The organism is Limnospira indica PCC 8005 (assembly GCF_000973065.1).
Lineage (GTDB): Bacteria > Cyanobacteriota > Cyanobacteriia > Cyanobacteriales > Microcoleaceae > Limnospira > Limnospira fusiformis.
The window spans coordinates 5,549,611-5,568,818 of the sequence record NZ_FO818640.1 but is presented as its reverse complement, the minus strand read 5'-3'; the positions used below and the strand labels follow the sequence as shown (position 1 = coordinate 5,568,818).

The window sequence follows — 19,208 nt, the reverse complement described above, 5'->3', positions numbered from 1 at the left end:
GGATGGCGTGAACTAAAGCCACTAGGTTTCTGGGTTAAGGTTGGCGCACTCGATAAATGCTATGACAATCTAAGCACGTTTGCCTCACTTTTGTAAATGACTCGATCGCATTAATTGGATTTGGTGAATTATTAACCATAGTTTTCAGGGTTTCAAGATTAGCTTGAAAGTTGGCAATCAGTCGAGAAAAGTCATCGGGTTCTGACCAAATTAATGGCTTGGCTCCCCAGCCCTCTGCGTCAGTCATAGCGGTTCCATGTGGGAAAACTTCGGGCATATATTCAGCTAGGGATAATAAGCTATTAATGTGGGTTAGAGTTTGATTAGCAAAAGGAGCCTCTTTTTCTAAAATCGCTTCCAGAGAACGATAATGGGCTGACAATGCTTTCATGTATTGGCGACGATAGGCGATCGCTAAATCCCTGTCTACGGCTGACAAAGAAGTATTTGGGCTGACATTGAGGGCATTATTGTTGGTTGTATCCGTCAAATAATGGGGATAAACTTTCATCAAAAACCCTCCGCCAATAACCAGTAATACAGCAATTACCAGAGTACAAATAAAGCGGATAAATTTAGTCATTAAGCTAGTCTGGAATGAGAAACTTATGGAGTTTTGTGGGCGGGGTAATAAATTATGGTTTTTCATGTCTTTGGGAGAGCGATCGCCAAATTACCAACCAACCATTTCGGAGTCGATTTATAACTTGAATTTTCCCCTTTTTAGGCGCTTTTTCAGCTTTACCCAGCGCCTCCTGTTTGACAAAAGGATGGACAGAAGCGGGAATTTTTCCAGAGCGATCCAGATAATATTTTAGCATCGTATTTATGCCATCATAAGTTGTTAATAATTGAAGGGGCGATGATATTTTCGCCCCCAAATTAGCGAGCAAGAGAATTTTCAGAAGCCATATAAATTATGGTTTCCGAGGGAATATGATTGGCGACTTGAATCCGAGCAGCCATCATCCGCAGGCTGGAATTCTTCCCAGTGTTTGCAGATTTGCTCGTAGCACTTATGCGGAGTAATTGGCAAATTTTTTAGGTAGAAGAATGTCACCTGATTCAATGACTCCAACAGAAACACTAATTCTGTGGTGGGGTTGTAGGTATCGACAGCTTCCAAAATGTGAGCATTCATAAAATGATGACGCAGAATCACTGTGTCAGGCGCAGCCAGCCACGCATTCAGAAAAGCGGCGAGACGCGATCTAGGTACATAGTGAACCTTAAAAACCTCCCCCGCCATTCCTACTGTTGGCGTATTGGTGCTACAAATCACTGCACCCCGTTCACCATTGAGATACCCCACCCAGGCGTTATAGCCTAGAGACAATAGATTTGTAGCAATAAAATCTTGCTGCCAATTCATCGGCGGATTGGGCGGTTCCTTGGTCGGGCTATCTGTTCCATTCATAAGAAATCCCAGGTGGTTTGCACAGACTCCCCCGTTAGGAAACGGGGGATTTAGACATCAGTTATTTTTCAGTCAAATTAGCTTCCTGGCGCAGAATTTTCGCCGCCTCCACCATATTTTTTAGGGAAGGAATCACCTCTTCCCAACCCCTTGTTTTCAAGCCACAATCGGGATTAACCCAAATCTGTTGTACAGGTAAATTGGCGACCCCGGTTTTTAACTGTTGCACCATCTGTTCTGTGCTGGGAACTGCTGGGCTGTGAACATCGTAAACGCCGTTCCCCACTTGATGTTTGTAGCCCGCATCAGTAATTTCAAACAGGGTTTCGTTATTGCTGCGGCTATTTTCAATGGACAACACATCCGCATCCAACCGCTCAATATGCCCAATAATATCCCCAAATTCCGAGTAACACATATGGGTATGGATTTGGGTTTCCGGTTTGGCTATAGCCGCAGACAGACGGAAAGCATCCACCGCCCAGGATAGATACTCATCCCAACGTTCTGGCTTCAGAGGCAGCCCTTCCCGCAAGGCAGGTTCATCAATTTGTACCATCTTCGCCCCCGCGGCTTCTAAGTCGGCTACTTCATCCCGCAAGGCTAAGGCAATCTGCATGGCTTGTTTACTGCGCGGAATATCGGTGCGGGTAAATGACCAGTTAATCATGGTGACCGGACCGGTTAGCATCCCTTTGACAATTTTATCGGTCAGGGATTGGGCTACCTTGAACTCTCGAACTGTCATGGGTCCGGTGCGGGCGACATCTCCATAAATAATCGGGGGACGCACGCAACGGCTGCCGTAACTTTGCACCCAACCATGTTCAGTAAAGGCAAAGCCTGATAACTGTTGCCCGAAAAATTCCACCATGTCGGTGCGCTCAAATTCCCCATGCACTAATACATCGAGTCCGGCTTCTTCTTGGAATTGGATGCACTTGGCAATTTCGGCATCGATCGCCGCTTCATATTCGGCTTGGGTAATGTCACCCCGTTTCAGTTTCACCCGCAGTTGCCGCACTTCGGAGGTTTGGGGGAAAGACCCGATGGTGGTGGTGGGGAATGGGGGCAAAACGGGCTGGCGTTCTTGACGTTGTTCATAAGGCAAAGTCCGCTCTAAATCCTGGGAGGTCAGATTTTGCAGGCGTTCTTTTACCCCCTGATTAACTGGGCTAAATTCCTGGAAGGTTTGCCATTGCCGGAGGATGACTTCCAGATACTTGTCAGGTTCTTGGGTTCCATAGGAGCGATCGGCCCAATCAGCCAGCAGTGTGATTTCTACTAACTTCTGTTCAGCAAAGCTCAAAACGGACCGCAAGGGTTCGGGGAGTTTGGTTTCTCGCTGGGCATCGTATGGCACAAATTGCAGGGAAGCAGACGGCTGAATCCGCAGGTTAGGGGTGACACGGGAAATGGCTTCCAGGGTTGACAAAACGGAGTCCGGGCGAATTTTCCATACATTGCGGGCATCGACAATTCCCGCCCCCAACTCTTTATCGTCGGGGAAACCATACTGTTGCAGTAACTCTAGGTTACGCCCACGGGTGAAGTCTAAACTAATGCCAGCGACGGGTAATTCCATCACCCAGGGGTAATTGTCTCCCAAGTCATCAAAGTAGGTGACCAGGTGAATGGGTAAGCCGACTTGGCTGAGAGATTGATAAGTTGATTGATAGAGTTGTTTAAAGTTGGCAGCATCTCCGAAGACTAAAGCAGGTTCATGGATTTGGACTTCAGCGACACCCATTTTTTGGAGTTCCTGGAGAAGCAGGAGATAGCGATCGCCTAGTTGTTTTCCCGCTTGGTCTTGATTCATCTCCAAACGACTCAGCCGCAGCAAAGTCACCGGACCCAAAACAATGGGAACAGCGCGATCGCCTAATAAGGTTTGAGCGCGATGCACGGTTTGCAGGAAATCGCTAAAGTCGGCTGGCTGTAATGTTTCGGGAATTTCTGGGACGAGGTAGTGATAGTTGGTGTCGAACCATTTGGTCATTTCCAGGGCGGCAATGCCATCCTTACCCCGCGCCATGGCAAAATAACGGTCGAGTCCGCTAAAGGATGCAAACCGTTCGGGAATGATGCCTAAGCGGATGCTCCAGTCTAAAACGTGATCGTAGAGGCTCATGTCGCCAATACCAATGCGATCGATGCCTGCTTGTCGTTGAGTTTCCCAGTTTTTGAACTCAACTTCATTCCGAGTCTGGATGAGGGTTTCTGCGTCCGATTTACCCCGCCAAAAGGCTTCTAATGCCTTTTTTAACTCGCGACTTTTACCAATACGAGGATAGCCGATAGTCGCGGTTTCCAGACGGGTTTGAGTGTATGTTTCCAAGGTCATAAATTGTCGCGTCCTAACGCTGAAAATAGTCATAGAAATCTAGTCCATCCCCGCGACAAACCAGCGGAGTGAACAATTCAAAGCAGCAGAATATCTGCCCAATTGAGTTAAGCAATACTCAGACCAGACTGATTCAAATCACCGTTAGCATGAGTGACCATCTGCCAGTCAATGTCTACATAAGGCTAGTTTTCTCAAAATGGCAATTTCAAATCAGGGCGCTACCCATGCAACGCCAGGGGAGTCGTCCTAAAAAATGAAGGCAATATTAATTGTGAAAAAGCTAAACGAACCATCATCCGTACCTCGCAGACGAAAAATAACAGTTTGGTGCATCTCCAGAGGAGACAGTTCGGCGGGCATTCTGACTTAGAGAGTTGTGTCTCTCCTCACAGCTGCGGGACAGCGCCGGATTTACGCCGGACTTTCCCCCTTACGTCTGATGGCTGCTCCCCATCAGAACCGACAATATTTAAGCATGATAACACACAAAGCGGAGATTTGACGAAATCATGGCAAAGTTACTGTAAACTGGGGGAACAACGATAGATGTCAGCAACCCGGTTTCTAGGGCTTAGGGTTTCACCAAGCGGCCAAGCCGCCCAAAGTCCATGGGAGAGCCACGGCACGAGAGCATGATTTAATCACAAATTCGGTTAATATTTTAGGGCAATACGGTATAATAAGCGAGAAGGGTTGAGGATAAACCTATTGCCAGATATGTCAAACCCAAGGAAGCGGCCCAAATCCTTCGAGTCCATGAAAGAACACTCCGCAGATGGGACTCCAATGGCTCAATCGAGACCATCAGAACCCCCGCTGGGCAACGACGATACAACGTTGAGTGATATACTGCCAAATCAGGCAGTGACAAACGCAAAGTCGTTATCTATGCCAGAGTTAGTAGCCGCGCCCAGCAGTCCGACCTCAACCGACAGGTGGCCGCACTGTCCAACCTCTACCCCGAAGCAGAAGTCGTCTCAGAAATCCGAGGCGGGCTCAACTTCAAGGGAAAGAAAATGCTGGCCTTACTGGGACATCATTTGTCAGGAGATGTCGGCATGGTTGTCGTTGCCCACCAAGACCGATTGGCAATATGGGGATTTGACTTGTTTCGATGGCTCTATGAGCAAAACAGGTGCTCACTCATGGTTCTCAACCAGACAAGTCTCAGTCCAGAACCAGAAATGGTTGAGGACATCCTCGCCATCCTCCACTGCTTCAGTTCCCGATTATACGGACGGAGTAAATACAAAACTCAGGTCAAAGAAGATCCGGATTTACCCCAGCCCGGAGCTAAATCAAGTCTGGCGCAAATGGTTAGCCGCTTGTCGGTATTGCTACAACCAAGCAATTGCATTATCTAGGAGTGGTAAACGACTAAGCAAGTTAAAGTTACGCAATAAAGTGATGCAGAGTGACTTACCCGAATGGGTCAAAGAAACACCCTGCCACATTCGGCAAAATGCCATCTTTGATGCCTATCAGGCTTTGAGCGCCAGTCCTGATGCCAGGTTTAGAAGTTGTCGTGACAGCTCTCAAGGGATTAAGTTCAATAATACTAATTTCTCTTCAGGGAGTTGGTATCCAAGACTAACGAAAGGATTAACTTTCATGGTTTCCGAACCCATCCCTAAAACTTGCGGGTAAGGGACTCAGTTGGTGTTTACCAAAGGTCGATGGTTTGCGATTTTCCCTGAACCAGTTGCCGTTACCCCAACTGAAGCGAATGGCGTAATTGCATTAGACCCGGGTGTGCGAACTTTCATAACTGGGTTTGATGGTTCACGATTTCTGGAATTGGGCTCCGGGGATATTGGAGGCATTACTAGGCTATGTCAACATTTGGATGATTTGATGAGCCGAATCGCCAAGGAACCCTGTCGTTCAAGAAGGCGACGGATGAGGCAAGCGGCTCAACGAATGAGAACCAAAATCCGCAATCTAGTTGATGAAGCCCACAAACAAATTGCTCATTACTTGACTAATGACTACAGCATAATTTTTCTGCCCACCTTCGAGACTTCCAACATGGTTGCCAAGGTGAAGCGGAAAATCAAATCCAAGACTGCCCGCGCCATGCTGACATGGGCGCATTATCGATTCAAACTAACCCTGAGACATCAAGCCGAGATAACTGGAACCACAGTTGTAGATGTGACGGAAGAATACACCAGCAAAACCTGTACTCACTGTGGTCATGTGCATTCCCAGCTAGGTGGCTCAAAAGTGTTCCGATGTCCGGAGTGTGGGTTCACTCTACCCAGGGACTGGAACGGTGCTTTTGGAATCTTTCTAAAAGCTTTGCGGGATACCGCCTCTGTTACCTTAACGGGTAATAGTGCTATCGTCGCATTGTCCGGGAACAACCGGATAAATGTCGCGTAAATGTATCAGTAATGTTATACCGTTTCGGATCAGGAGCAAGAATTTAATCCAATATTTGCTTTACATCTTAGGACAATAAGGTACAATACCCCAAAAGATTCGCAACTCAATAATGAGTATACGGTCAAACCCCAGACCATGCCAAATTTCCCTGACGACATACTCATCAAGTCGGATTCATGGTAAAATCCAATCATGGTGCGAGACGTTTAGGAGTCAAATAAGGCTGCAATGCCCGAAATAGCCTCCTAGTGGGACTTACACCCCTTGGTGGAAGATAAGGGACTCGTATCCTGACCATCCCATAACTGTTTATATGTCCCGACGCTTGGAGAAATCTGAGCAAGGCAGGGGACTCAAGGTCATAAACAAACTGAGAAATCAGGGAGTAGAGAGTAAAGGCGATAGCCACCCCCAATTTCAGGATACACGATTCTGGGATTGAAGCGGGGAACGAAAGGCGTGAGGTAGAACCTACTACCAAATGCGACCACTGCCAACCATCCATGACTAGGGAAACCGAATGTCTGGCTTGAACCATCGTAATGATTTAGCAGCGTAATAGGTTGCCACGCTGCGCTCAAAAGAGCAAGGGGAAAAGTAGGGTTTTGCATAAAACACCTACACAGACCTTTTTAAGTACCCCGGTGGAGAGGACAAGTCTAAAGATGGAATGCCCATATAAACGGAACGTTTAAACTCCTCATTGGTTCTCCTTATCAAAAAAGTGAGCAATATTACTCACAAGGAGTAGTGAAAAGTGTAAGCGTATACCATTGAGGGGAAAGGATGTGACTGAAAGCCAATGCCTAATTGTAATGATTAGGATATGCCCACTAGTCACGGTGTAGATATGGAGACTGCGACAAGTAGGAGTAATATGACGAGAGCGAGTTTAAAGACTACGAGTTGTATGCCAAGCTCCCAAAGTTGGAATCATAAAGCGGGGGTTCGTAACCCTGTTCCTAGTGACAAAAAGGGTATCTACATTAGGAGCCGTATGAGGTGAAAGTCTCAAGTACGGTTTGGAAGTGGAGTTGGGGAAGGTGACTTCCCTTTCGACCATAACCAATCAAAGCTTTCCGGACAAAACTCAAACTCAATGACCGTCATCGCACCTTGATGGCCAAACACGCGGGTTATGCTCGGTTCGTGTTTAATTGGGGATTACACTTATGGAGGTCAGCTTATGAAGAGGGACTCAAGCCTAATATCAACTCCATTAAAAAGGTTTTTACTCATTATGTGAAACCTCAATATCCTTGGATGTCTGAATTGTCTTCTAAAGTTTATCAATATGCCTTCATTAATCTAGGGGATGCCTTTAAGCGCTTCTTCAAGGGAATAAGCAGTTATCCTATAATTTAAGAAGAAAGGCTACCATGATAGCTTTACCCTTGACAATTCCGGAAAGCCATTCAATCTGTCAGGAACTCGCCATAAGCTGCCTTTTGTGGGCTGGGTTTCTACATTTGAGGCACAACCCGAAAGTTGGGTTAAGAAAGTCACTATAACGCGCCAAGCAGGTGACTGGTATATGAGCTTTTTCGTAGAAATCACGCCAGAAATTACACCGAAATATCGAGAGAGAATCGGGGTAGACCTAGGAATTAACAATTGGGCGACTTGCTCCGATGGGACCCAATTCTCTAATCCCAAGGCTTATAAAGCAGCGACCAAAAAACTAGCTCGATTACAACGTCATTTAAGTCGCAAAGTCAAAGGCTCGAAAAATTGGGCCAAATGTCTCTTAAAAGTTCAAAAGCTACATCAAAGAGTAGCAAACATTCGGCGGGACACGATTCATAAAATCACTACTTTTTTGGCTAAAAACCACAGCCAAGTCGTCATTGAAGATTTGAATGTGTCTGGAATGTTGAAAAATCATTGTTTGGCGGGTTCTATCGCTGATGCTTCATTTTATGAGTTCCGTCGGCAACTAGGTGACAAGGCAGAACGTTATGGTTCAAAGTTAATGATTGCGGATAGATTTTATCCATCCAGTCAACTTTGTTCTAACTGTGGCCATCGTCAACAAATGCCCCTAGTCCGTCGGACTTTTGAATGTCCAAACTGCGGTCTGGCGATAGATCGTGACTTGAATGCTAGTATAAACCTAGAGTGCGAGACGTTTAGGAGTGAAATAAGGCTGCAATGCCTGAAATAACCTCCTAGAGGGAGTTAAACTAGTCAATCCGGCTGCTACTATAACTAGATTATTAGTTTACCCCTTAAATATATATATGTCCCGACGCTTAGTGAGTTATGACACTAAGCAAGGCAGGGAACTCAGGGTCAATCCCATTCTAAGAAATCGCAATGTTCCATCCAAGTATACTACAAGGAGGAGTATTTAACCCACTTGGGGCGATTATGGGAAAGAGTAAAGGCGGTAGCCACCCCCAGTTTCAGAAATCACAAATCTGGGATTGAAGCGGGGAACGGAAGGCGTGATGTAGAACCTACTACTATAGGCGACCACTGCCAACCATCCATGATTAGGGAAACCGAATGTCCGGCTTGAACCATCGTCATTATACAGCAGCGAAATAGGTTGATACGCTGCGTTCAAAAGAGCAAGGGGAAAAGTAGGGTAATTTTAGCATCACCTACACAGACCTTTAAATGTACCCCGGTGGATAGGACAAATCTAAAGATGGAATGCCCATATATATGGAACGTTTAAACCCCTGTTGGGCTCTCTACGAGTACATCTTGTAGAGTAGTGAAAAGTGTAAGCGTATGCCCATAAGGGGAAAGGATGTGACTGAAAGCCAATGCCTAACTGTAATGGTTGGGATATGCCCACTAGTCACGGTGTGGACATAGAGACTGCGATGATGTAAGAGTGCTTATGACCGAGAGCGAGTTTAAAGACTACGTGGTGTATATAGCTCCTAAAGTTGAAGTCACAAAGCAGGGGGTCGTAACCCTGTTCCTACTGACAATAGGGTGTCTACATCAGGAGCCGTGTGATGTGAAAGTATCAAGCACGGTTTTGAATGGGAGTTGGGAAAGGTGACTTTCCTTTCGACCCCTACCAGTGCGAGACGTTTAGGAGTGAAATAAGGCTGCAATGCCTGAAATAACCTCCTAGAGGGAGATAGACTGACTCGACCAGTTTACCCCTTAACTGTATATATGTCCCAACGCTTAGGAAGTTGTGATTCTAAGCAAGGCAGGGAACTCAAGGTCAATCCCATTTTAAGAAATCGCAATATACCGTCCAAATATTACCTAGGAGGAGTATTATAACTCACTTGGGGCGATTATGGGAAAGAGTAAAGGCGGTAGCCACCCCCAGTTTCAGAAATCACAAATCTGGGATTGAAGCGGGGAACGGAAGGCGTGATGTAGAACCTACTACTAGATGCGACCACTGCCAACCATCCATGATTAGGGAAACCGAATGTCTGGCCTGAACCATCGTCATTATAAAGTAGCGAAATAGGTTGACACGCTGCGCTCAAAAGAGTAAGGGGAAAAGTAGGAGTCTTTCTATACTACCTACACAGACCTTTAAATGTACCCCGGTGGATAGGACAAATCTAAAGATGGAATGCCCATATATACGGAACGTTTAAACCCCTATTGGGCTCTCTGCGAGTACATCTCGTAGAGTAGTGAAAAGTGTAAGCGCATGGTGCGAGACGTTCGGGTATGAAATAGGGCTGAAATGCCCGAAATAACTACCCGGTGAGGATTCCAGCTCCGAATCTGGATATAAGGAGACCTCTCCTGACCATCCTCATAACTGGTTATATGTCCCGACGCTTAGGGAACTAAGCAAGGCAGGGAACTCAAGGTCATAAACGAACTGAGAAATCAGGGAGTAGAGAGTAACGGCGATAGCCACCCCCAGTTTTGGAAATCATAACTCCAGGATTGAAGCGGGGAACGGAAGGCGTGAGGTAGAACCTACTACCAAGACGCGACCACTGCCAACCATCTATGATTAGGAAGACCGAATGTCCGACTTGAACCATCGTAATACACTAGCAGCGAAATAGGTTGACACGCTGCGCTCAAAAGGGCAAGGGGAAAAGTAGGGGGTTCGTGCGACTACCTACACAGACCTTTAAAAGTACCCCGGCGGAGAGGACAAATCTAACGATGGAATGCCCATATAATCGGAACGTTGTAACCCCTCTAATGCTCTGCCTATAAACAAGTGAGTAATGCTATTCACAAGGCAGTAGTGAAAAATGTAAGCGCATGCTTAGAGGGTGAAGGATGTGACCAGAAGCTAAAGCCCAATTGTCATGGTTGGGATATGCCCACAGGTCACGGTGGGGATATAGATACTGCGGTCAGTAAGAGTATAATGGCGAGGACGAGTTTAAAGACTACGTGGTGCATATAGCTCTGAACATCGAAGTAGAAAGCAGGTCTCTTGATTCTGCTCCTTTGACAAATAGGGTATCCACACCAGGAGCCGTGTGATGGGAAACTATCAAGCACGGTTCTGAATGGGAGAGGGTGAAGGTGACTTCACTCTCGACCCCTAACCCCATAAGGGGAAAGGATGTGACTGAAAGCCAATGCCTAACTGTAATGGTTGGGATATGCCCACTAGTCACGGTGTGGATATAGAGACTGCGACAAGTAAGAGTGCTTATGACGTGAGCGAGTTTAAAGACTACGTGGTGTATATAGCTCCCAAAGTTGAGGTCATAAAGCAGGGGGTAGTAACCCTGTTCCTACTGATAATAGGGTGTTCACATCAGGAGCCGTGTGCTGGGAAACTCGCATGCACGGTTTTGAATTGGAGTTGGAGGGGGCGACCTCTCTTTCGACCATACCAAATCGCCTGGTTCCGACGATTACACTTGTGGACGGGGTGCTGCCGACAGTCCCGGACGAAGCCAGAAATAAACATCAAGATCCGGCTATGTCCGGTTTTGTTTAAGTTTTATAGAGCATAATTTAATGAGACTCAAGATTCAGGCTGTAATCATGATGATCGCGCCATTAGGATTTATCACTGGTGCGATCGCCGCTGACTCTGATGACTTACAGAGGCTTCTAACTACCAATCAATGTCCTGGCTGTGATCTGCGGGGAGCCGACTTGTCAGCCGCTCAACTTTCCGGGGCTAATCTTTTTCAAGCCGATCTGGGCGGCGCTATCCTCCGACAAGCAGATTTACGCAGTGCTAATCTGCAAGAGGCTAATCTGTATAATGCCGACTTGGGGGGTGCGAGTTTAGCTGCTAGTAATTTGTTTAAGGCTAATCTCCACCATGCGAACCTACAAAGGGCTGATTTGCGTGAAGCCGATCTCGGTCAGGCTATGCTGGGTCGTGTAGACTTGCGGCGGGCTGATCTTAGGGATGCTAATCTATTTCAGGCTAACCTCGGTCAGGCTTATCTGGAAGAGTCCGATTTGATGAATAGCAATCTCCAAAGGGCTTTTTTATTTAGGGCTAATCTGGAACGTGCTAATCTGACCGGGGCTAATTTGCTGGGAGCAGATCTGCGGGGTGCTAATTTTTCTGATGCCGATCTCACTGGTGCCAGTCTGGTGGGTGCGGCCTTGAATGATACTAATATCAATCGTGCCCAACTGTCTAATACAAACTTGTCTGGTGCTTTGTTACAGGGAACAACTCTCGGTCCGGTCGTGTGCATTATTGATCAATCTGTTAATTGTGCCGCTCCCCCTGCGCCACCACCTCCCTTGCTTCCGGCAGATTTTTGGGACGATTAATCTCCTGAGATAGGGGTTTTTGAGTTTTTATCTGGCGATCGCTTTTCAGAATCGGGTAATGTGAGTATACTAAATGTGGGGTCTAAAAATCCCCATATCCTCTAAACTCGCTAAACCTAGGGTTAGCTTCTAAACATCATGAGTGCCCAACCTCTATTAAAGTTTGAAGTCCAGACAGCTGCTCAATTGGCAGAAGATCTGCGATCGGCGACAACCTGGCGTGAAGTTGAGGCACTCACCCAAAACTATTCCCATTGGAAACGTGAAGCCTGGAAGTTACTCTCTGAAGCTGAACAGGAGCGGATTAAATATCTTAAACATTGGCAGGATCACCCAGTAGCCCAAAAGTTTCCCCCCGGTTCTCTGGTGCAACGCATCAATAGCAGCACAGAGAGGGTGGGTAAGGTCGTTAACTACTGGAGTGCATACGGTGTCGATTATGTAACTTTTCAGGTGGAGCAGGATATTGATTGGTGTCGGGCTAGTTTTCTGCAATTGGTGAACCCAGAAAAATCAACCGCCTATTAGGGTAAATTGCCACTCAACCGGATTTTATCTAAGCTACAATAGCCCAAATCCCCTGCTGATCTAAATTTATCCTGAATGCGCTTACGCTATCTTATTCCCTTTTTCGATCCTAGTTCCCAGAATTGGGCAACAGAACCTCGCCTGCTGCGCTGGTTAACCTTTGTGTGGCTATTTGTCGGTCTCGTGGCGATGTTTTCTGCTTCCTATCCTAGTGCATTAGCTGAACATGGGGATGGTTTGTACTACTTCAAACGCCAGCTCACATGGATGTTAGTGGGGATGGTAGGATTTAACGTGATTGTTAATACCCCTGTGCGGGTCGCGTTACGGACTGCTCAGTGGGGATTATTCGCGGTGATGGGGTTATTGTTTCTTACTATAGTCCCCGGTTTGGGAACTACTATCAACGGGGCGACTCGATGGCTGTCACTAGGCCCAATTCTCATTCAGCCTTCGGAATTAATGAAGCCATTTCTGATACTACAAGCGGCGCGGTTTTTTCCCCGCTGGGAGCGGTTGAGTTGGCGATCGCGACTAACCTGGTTAGGGATTTTTCTGCTAATTTTGTTGCTCATTTTAGCCCAACCCAACCTCAGCACCACCGCTCTTTGTGGTATGACATTATGGTTAATCGCCCTCGCCGCCGGACTTCCTTTTTTGTATTTGGGCGGTACTGCTGTTGGTGGGTTAATCTTGGCTACTATTAGTATTAGCCTACGAGAATACCAAAGGAAGCGGGTTCTCTCGTTTATGAATCCCTGGGCTGATCCCGTTAATGATGGCTACCAATTAATTCAGAGTCTACTAGCTGTCGGTTCTGGCGGTCTTTGGGGCGCTGGTTTGGGATTATCTCAACAAAAGTTATTTTATCTGCCGATTCAGTATAGCGATTTTATTTTTGCCGTTTATGCCGAAGAGTTTGGCTTTGTTGGCGGGGTGCTGCTTTTGTTGATGCTAGTCGCTTATGGGACTCTTGCCCTGAGAGTCGCTCAATTAGCCAATAATATTGAACATCAACTGGTAGCGATCGGAGCCATGGTCGTCATGGTGGGACAGTCTTTGCTGAATATTGGGGTAGCTACTGGGGTACTACCAACTACTGGTTTGCCTTTACCCTTATTTAGTTATGGTGGAAGTTCCATGATTGCTAGTTTAGCAATATCTGCTTTATTGATTCGGGTAGCCCGCGAAAGCAGTGAAGCACAGGTTATTCCCATCAGGCCTCTTGCTCAAAACAGGGGTTGACAAGTAGCGCGGGATGATGCTATGTTATCCACATAATGTCTATTTTATGATTTTTCTGTTTGCATTAATAAAAAAAATTAAAAAAGTCCCATTATCTAAATACTACCATAGGTCAGCAACAAAAGCAACCCTCCCGAAACCCAATCGCGGGTGGGGAGTGATTTATTTACAAAACTTAACATAACTAATTAATTTTTAACTATTTGACTGTTGAGATGGGGGAATTAGACAAAAAATCAGGACATTGTGGGTTTAAGGGAAGTTTGATCCAAAACTCGGTTCCTTTGCCAATTTCTGACTCGCACCAAATTTCCCCACAGTGGCGGGAGACGATAATTTCACGACTTATATATAACCCTAAACCCGTACCTTTACCGATTTCTTTGGTGGTAAAAAATTGCTCAAAAATTTGGTTTTTCGTGGTTAGGTTGATACCCTTAGCATTATCGGCAACCATGATCGTGATCTGTTCTGAATTAGCCAGGGTTTTAATTGTAATTAACGGCTGAGACTGTTGGTTGTTGTGTGTCCAGTCCCCTACTTCATCTAAGGCATCAATGGCATTGCTGATCAAATTCATAAACACCTGATTCAGTTGACCTGGGTAGCAGAGGATTGACGGTAGTTTCCCATAGTCTCGAATCACTTGAATCGGCGGACGTGATGGTGTGGCTTGTAAGCGGTTTTTCAAGATGAGTAAGGTTCCCTCTAAACCTTCTTCCAGATTGACTTTTAGCATTTGGTCGCTGTCTTTGCGGGAGAAGTTACGCAGCGATCGCACAATTTGAAAGAGTCGATCTGAACCCAATTTCAGGCTAGATATAACTGTCAAAAAATCCGTCTCTAAAAACTCTAAATCTATGGAATCTATGTATTCTTGAATGCGCGGATCGGTCGGGGAATAAATATCTTGATAAAGCCGAGTGAGTTCTAGTAGGTCTTTGCTATAGTTTTCCACATGGGCTAAATTATGAAATATCGAGTTAACGGGGTTATTGATTTCGTGGGCTAAACTAGCCATCATTTGCCCCAATGATGCCATTTTTTCCGATTGAAAAAGCTGTGAATTGGTGTGTTTAAGTTCCTCTAAAGTTTGCTCTAGTTGCTGTGCTTGAGCTTGAGCGATCGCGGCGGCGGAACAGGCTTGTTGATAAAGTTGAATTTGGGTCTGTTCAAGATCTAGTTGTTCGATTTCACTTTCCCGTTGATATTGCGCTACTACAGCATCAAGAATAGATAGCAATTCATTGGGGGCAATATTGGTAATATAGTCAAGGTGAGGATGGCTCGGTGTTAAGTCAGAGTCCGCAGTTGTGGCTAAAGTTCTGACTGCTAAAATATACTCGCGGATGCGTTTATCTAAATTTAGCGGCTCTCGGAAATACATCGATCGCACTATAGCCGAAGGAGATGTTAATAAATTCATCTCACTATCACCGTAGAGTAAACCTTTATGCGATCGCTCCATCAGAGTAATATCTTTAATCAAAGTTTCCCGAATCACCTCCCTTTCGGCTGGGTCAGAAGTAGTAACTAACTTGAGGCTAAAAAAAGCTGTTCTCTGGGAAAGCATCCGCTGACGACCACTGACATTCACCACCGCCGCATTCACCTTCCGGGTGGTGTTAATTTCTTGCAGGTCAAAATAACTCTCAAATTGTTTCATTAATATAAGCAGGGATAGATTTACTGATTTCATCTTTCCACCCTCCTGGCGACTCTCCCTATACCTGTACTCAGGAAATCGCCAATGACAGGAAAAGAGGGGCAGAATTTTTCTGGCATCCTGGTTTCTCCTAAATTAGTTTAGTGTGCAGGTTTTTTTGATGGGAAACTTGCCCAACCCACTCCCACTTATGGGGCAATGTTAGCTTTCAGAAAATGTTATTTTATCTGGTTACCTCAGAAACACTAGCTTCACCCTGTATACTTGTTTAACTACTGACGACAGAGCCAGGAACTAGCTACCTATTCGGTGGGTGTCCTGACTCAAACAACCTTAATGGTTATTTGACAATCAGAGTTTTTTATTTAGTATCTCAAGTTACAGATTATCAAATTATTTAAAATTCACGACTAGACCATAGCACAAAAATCGGCTTTTGTTTGTGAAAAAAAAAGTTAAATTTTTCGACCATTACAGAGCAGTTCAGCAGAAGATAGCCTAGTAGGAGCTAGGTTCAACATAACTTGACAGTTTCAGCCAGCCCCTACATTTACCTAAAGCCTGGTGGCAGAATAATGATTATTTTTTAAGATCACGAGCCATGTTACGGAACATATCCAAACTGGAGTCAGCACGACGACGATCGCTTTTCACCTCTGGTGCTGGAGATTCAGTAGCTTTAGGCTGGGTCATTTCCATCGCTGGTTTAGCGGTAGCTTTAGGAGCCTCGAAAGGTTTTCCTCCCGACATTTTAGGGAAAGACTTTTTAACTTCTAAAGGCTTACGCATATACTCAATATCGCCTAAACTCTTGGCGCTATCGGGATCAAGATAGAAAGAACTTCCTTGAGTTTTTGTTGTTTCTGATTTGCGACCAAATAAGCCTCTAATAAATCCTGACATAGTTTTTTCCTAGGTGGGGTGTTGGGTATATGTTAAATTTTATCAAAAATTGTGTTGATTATGATAATTTTTTACGGATTTCTCAATGCACGCTCATCAATGCCCACTTTATGTAAAGTTTGGTGAAAAAAAATTTAAGAAATATTACAAAAAAAATTTTTTGCTCTGGGGTGGTGGCTTTCCTGGCTGATTTGTGGTATTATTTTTAACAATGGAAATATTGACATTTTTTTGGTAATTGAATAGATTACCATTATTTAAATACATATCTGTAGCTTACCATTAATTACCCCCACTTGTCAACCCTGGGGCGGGGCGTTTTTTTTAAATTGATGAAAAAATCAACTTAGTTAACAGGAGAATTTAATGATCCAAGTTTAGAGTCTGATAACGAGTTTGTAGTTGATTAATGCTGTAGAGGGACTCCAAATTAAGGCCAGCATTTTGATAAAGTTCAGCCCCCCCTTGATGGCGATCGACTAAAGCGATAACCTTATCAACGCTGTATCCAGCATCAGTAAGGCGTTGTACAGCTTTGAGGGCAGATTGTCCAGTAGTGACAACATCTTCGAGAACTACGACGTTAGCGCCGGGGGATAGTTCGGGTCCTTCGATGTAGGCTTTAGTTCCGTGTCCCTTAGCTTCTTTTCGGATAATGAGGGCGGGTATAGGTCGATTTTCGTAGACAGAAACGACACTAACGGAGGAAACCATAGGATCAGCACCGAGGGTAAGCCCGGCGACTGCTTCTGTTTCCAGGGGAAGTAATGGTAAAATCAGGCGAGCGATCGCCACCGACCCAGCGGGATGTAATGTGACTTGTTTACAATTAATATAGTAGGAACTCTGCTGACCAGAGGAGAGAACAAAATCCCCTTCTTGATAAGCGAGTTGACACAAAAGGTCAAGTAGCCACGATCGTAGGGTATCTAAAGGTGCACAAGAGGCATTGAGATCGCAAAGAGCAGGAATTTCTGAAGGGTTAGTCATAAGGGCGGGAAAAGGTAGGAAACAAATCTGTAATCACTCCATCTGATCGTACACTGGGAGAGACCATCTGATCAAACAGATTCACCAAGGTTAATGCCATGAACAGAATTTTATTACAGAGTATCAGTGGAGTGTTAGGGGTAGCGATCGCCTCATTCGTGTGGGTTGAGGGAGTTGTGGCGCAACCGAGAACCCGTTTCCAGCCTTTTGCGGAAGACTTTAACCAGGCGGCGACCCGCAGTTCTGGGGATGCTTTTAAAAATCAATCCCTGATGGGTCAACTTTCGGTATTCTTCGGGTTAAGCTATCCCTGGCCGGGTGCTATTAATGGTTTTCCTGAAAGTTTGATTGCTGATGATGCCAGACGAGTGAATCAACTGTATAGAGAGAGAATGCTCCAGCAGACCCTAAGCGGTCCGACTATCCGCACTGCCGATCTAGCGAACCCATACAACACCTCAATTTTGACTCAACCTTCTGTGATCAACGAGTTGTCTAACGACACTCCGGGGGGATTTTTGTTTAATCCCTAATGGGAGCGAGTCCAGTTTTTGATCAGGTGCGTCATCAAAGGTTAATGACGCACCTGCAAAGGGACTACTGAGAAACAGCTTGATTGTTTTGTTGAGATGCGATTTTCTGAGTCAAAACTTCCAAGGCTTTGCCATATTGAGGATCATCAAGAGTGCCAATTTTGTCGCGGTTTTCGCGGAGGATATCTCGCTGTTGTTCGGTGAGTTCAACGATCACATCAGGCTTAATTCCCTCATGATTAATGTCACGACCATTAGGGGTAAAATATTTAGCGATCGTGACCGCCAAACCGGAACCGCGACCCACGCCACGAACGGACTGAACTAGACCCTTACCAAAAGTGTTAGTTCCGACCAAAACGGCGCGGTTGTTATCTTGTAGAGCGCCGGATAGAATTTCACTAGCACTAGCGGAACCGCCATCAACAAGAATCACCATAGGCTTATCAGTGAGGGCGCGATTATTAGCGCGTTGTCGATCCATTTCTCCCTGACGATTAACGGTAGAGACTATATCGCCTTCTGTTAGCCACATACGGGCGATTTCAATACTAGCATAGAGCAGACCGCCAGGATTAGAGCGTAAATCGAGAATATAACCTGAAACATTCTGTTGTTCGAGGTTAGTGATCGCCTGTCGCATTTCCTCGGCAGCATTAGCACTAAAATTGTTCAGACGAATATAGCCGATATCGCCGACGGGGGAAGGTTTCTTAGAGTAGCGTACCGGGTGAATTTCAATCTGAGCGCGGGTAATATTAAACTCAATTTCCCTTGGACCGCGCAAAATAGTCAACTTAACCTGAGTCCCAATTGGTCCACGAATCAAATTGACAGCTTCATTGAGCTCCATTCCCTCAGTGCTGCGGCCATCAATTTTAGTAATAATATCCTGAGCCTGAACCCCAGCATCAAAAGCGGGAGAGTCCTCAATAGGGGAAATAACGACGAGTTTATTGGTTTCCTCATCTTGGGTAAGTTGGATACCAACCCCGGTCAGTTCTCCCTGAGTATCAATTTGCATATTTCTGAACTCTTCGGGGTTCATGAAGCGGGTATAAGGGTCATCGAGTTTAGCCAACATTTCGCGGATAGCTTCATAAGCCTGTTGATCATTAGTATATTCTCGGCTTAGAAACTCATTACGAAGTTCCCTCCAATCTACCTGGTTAAAGGTACCGTCAACGTAACTTCTATCAATAATTTGCCATACTTCATCAATTAGTTCCTTCGGGCTTTCCCGAAAGGATGCTTGGCCGGAAAGGTGTATACCAGCGCCCGCAACAGCAACAGCGGTCAGCATAACTGCTGTTGCGCCTATAACAAGCCCACTTTTTGATATAATCATTTATCTGCTGAACCGGAAGAGAATACTAAGAGCTATTAACAGCATACTAGCACATCAGATCTGGCGATCGCGGAGGTTGACCAAAAGCCCAATTGTGACCGGGACTCCCCCACCCCCATCAGAGGTGGGGTCAGCTT

General features: G+C 45.6%; 15 protein-coding genes, 2 pseudogenes and 1 riboswitch. Of the genes and pseudogenes, 9 read left to right on the top strand and 8 right to left on the bottom strand.

Annotated features, from left to right (window positions below; genetic code table 11):
• Window positions 1-34 precede the first annotated feature (34 nt).
• The 4 genes from XZ46_RS24625 to metE all read right to left on the bottom strand — a co-directional run bounded on the left by XZ46_RS24625 (window position 35) and on the right by metE (window position 3,761).
• Window positions 35-583, bottom strand: coding sequence for a c-type cytochrome (locus tag XZ46_RS24625; RefSeq protein WP_228116418.1), 549 nt, complete (start codon window positions 581-583; stop codon window positions 35-37).
• A gap of 52 nt (window positions 584-635) precedes the next feature.
• Window positions 636-821 (bottom strand): hypothetical protein, encoded by a 186-nt coding sequence (locus tag XZ46_RS24620; RefSeq protein WP_006668352.1) that lies wholly within the window; start codon window positions 819-821, stop codon window positions 636-638.
• A gap of 80 nt (window positions 822-901) precedes the next feature.
• The gene (locus XZ46_RS24615) at window positions 902-1,417 is read right to left on the bottom strand and encodes a hypothetical protein (protein WP_006623104.1); all 516 of its coding nucleotides are present in this window, start codon (window positions 1,415-1,417) and stop codon (window positions 902-904) included.
• A gap of 61 nt (window positions 1,418-1,478) precedes the next feature.
• Complete coding sequence (metE, locus tag XZ46_RS24610; protein WP_006668353.1) at window positions 1,479-3,761, bottom strand: 5-methyltetrahydropteroyltriglutamate--homocysteine S-methyltransferase; 2,283 nt, start codon at window positions 3,759-3,761, stop codon at window positions 1,479-1,481.
• 337 nt (window positions 3,762-4,098) lie between these two features.
• A riboswitch (cobalamin riboswitch) is annotated at window positions 4,099-4,243 on the bottom strand.
• 228 nt (window positions 4,244-4,471) lie between these two features.
• On the opposite strand from metE, the pseudogene XZ46_RS33445 reads away from it, so the two are divergent.
• The 8 genes and pseudogenes from XZ46_RS33445 to XZ46_RS24575 all read left to right on the top strand — a co-directional run.
• A pseudogene (locus tag XZ46_RS33445) lies at window positions 4,472-5,044 on the top strand (IS607 family transposase); the annotation flags it as partial.
• A gap of 127 nt (window positions 5,045-5,171) precedes the next feature.
• The gene (locus XZ46_RS38490) at window positions 5,172-5,411 is read left to right on the top strand and encodes a hypothetical protein (protein WP_048895288.1); all 240 of its coding nucleotides are present in this window, start codon (window positions 5,172-5,174) and stop codon (window positions 5,409-5,411) included.
• Window positions 5,412-5,420: 9 nt separating this feature from the next.
• Window positions 5,421-6,149 carry an RNA-guided endonuclease InsQ/TnpB family protein gene (locus XZ46_RS33440; RefSeq protein WP_048895287.1) on the top strand — a complete coding sequence of 243 codons (729 nt, stop codon included), beginning with the start codon at window positions 5,421-5,423 and terminating at the stop codon, window positions 6,147-6,149.
• Window positions 6,150-7,271: 1,122 nt separating this feature from the next.
• Window positions 7,272-8,316: pseudogene (locus XZ46_RS24590) on the top strand (RNA-guided endonuclease InsQ/TnpB family protein).
• A gap of 2,583 nt (window positions 8,317-10,899) precedes the next feature.
• Window positions 10,900-11,058, top strand: a complete 159-nt coding sequence (locus tag XZ46_RS35615) for a hypothetical protein (protein ID WP_164468736.1) — start codon at window positions 10,900-10,902, stop codon at window positions 11,056-11,058.
• 47 nt (window positions 11,059-11,105) lie between these two features.
• Window positions 11,106-11,858: a pentapeptide repeat-containing protein gene (locus tag XZ46_RS24585; protein ID WP_228116416.1), complete on the top strand. Its 753-nt coding sequence runs from the start codon at window positions 11,106-11,108 to the stop codon at window positions 11,856-11,858.
• Between the two features lie 138 nt (window positions 11,859-11,996).
• Complete coding sequence (locus XZ46_RS24580; protein ID WP_006623114.1) at window positions 11,997-12,386, top strand: hypothetical protein; 390 nt, start codon at window positions 11,997-11,999, stop codon at window positions 12,384-12,386.
• A gap of 75 nt (window positions 12,387-12,461) precedes the next feature.
• Window positions 12,462-13,631 (top strand): FtsW/RodA/SpoVE family cell cycle protein, encoded by a 1,170-nt coding sequence (locus XZ46_RS24575; protein ID WP_006623115.1) that lies wholly within the window; start codon window positions 12,462-12,464, stop codon window positions 13,629-13,631.
• Window positions 13,632-13,830: 199 nt separating this feature from the next.
• Here the strand turns inward: XZ46_RS24575 and XZ46_RS24570 are convergent, their stop codons facing one another.
• The 3 genes from XZ46_RS24570 to pyrE form a co-directional block, all read right to left on the bottom strand.
• The gene (locus tag XZ46_RS24570) at window positions 13,831-15,330 is read right to left on the bottom strand and encodes an ATP-binding protein (RefSeq protein WP_048895286.1); all 1,500 of its coding nucleotides are present in this window, start codon (window positions 15,328-15,330) and stop codon (window positions 13,831-13,833) included.
• Between the two features lie 546 nt (window positions 15,331-15,876).
• Window positions 15,877-16,200 (bottom strand): hypothetical protein, encoded by a 324-nt coding sequence (locus XZ46_RS24565; protein ID WP_006623117.1) that lies wholly within the window; start codon window positions 16,198-16,200, stop codon window positions 15,877-15,879.
• Between the two features lie 363 nt (window positions 16,201-16,563).
• Entirely contained in the window at window positions 16,564-17,190 is a 627-nt protein-coding gene (pyrE, locus tag XZ46_RS24560) for an orotate phosphoribosyltransferase (protein ID WP_008055427.1), read from the bottom strand.
• 98 nt (window positions 17,191-17,288) lie between these two features.
• Here pyrE and XZ46_RS24555 point away from each other — a divergent pair, with 98 nt between their 5' ends.
• Entirely contained in the window at window positions 17,289-17,723 is a 435-nt protein-coding gene (locus XZ46_RS24555) for a hypothetical protein (RefSeq protein ID WP_006623119.1), read from the top strand.
• Window positions 17,724-17,787: 64 nt separating this feature from the next.
• Here the strand turns inward: XZ46_RS24555 and ctpC are convergent, their stop codons facing one another.
• A complete protein-coding gene (gene ctpC / locus XZ46_RS24550; protein ID WP_046318625.1) occupies window positions 17,788-19,071 on the bottom strand; it encodes a carboxyl-terminal processing protease CtpC in 1,284 nt (427 codons plus the stop codon).
• Window positions 19,072-19,208: the final 137 nt, after the last annotated feature.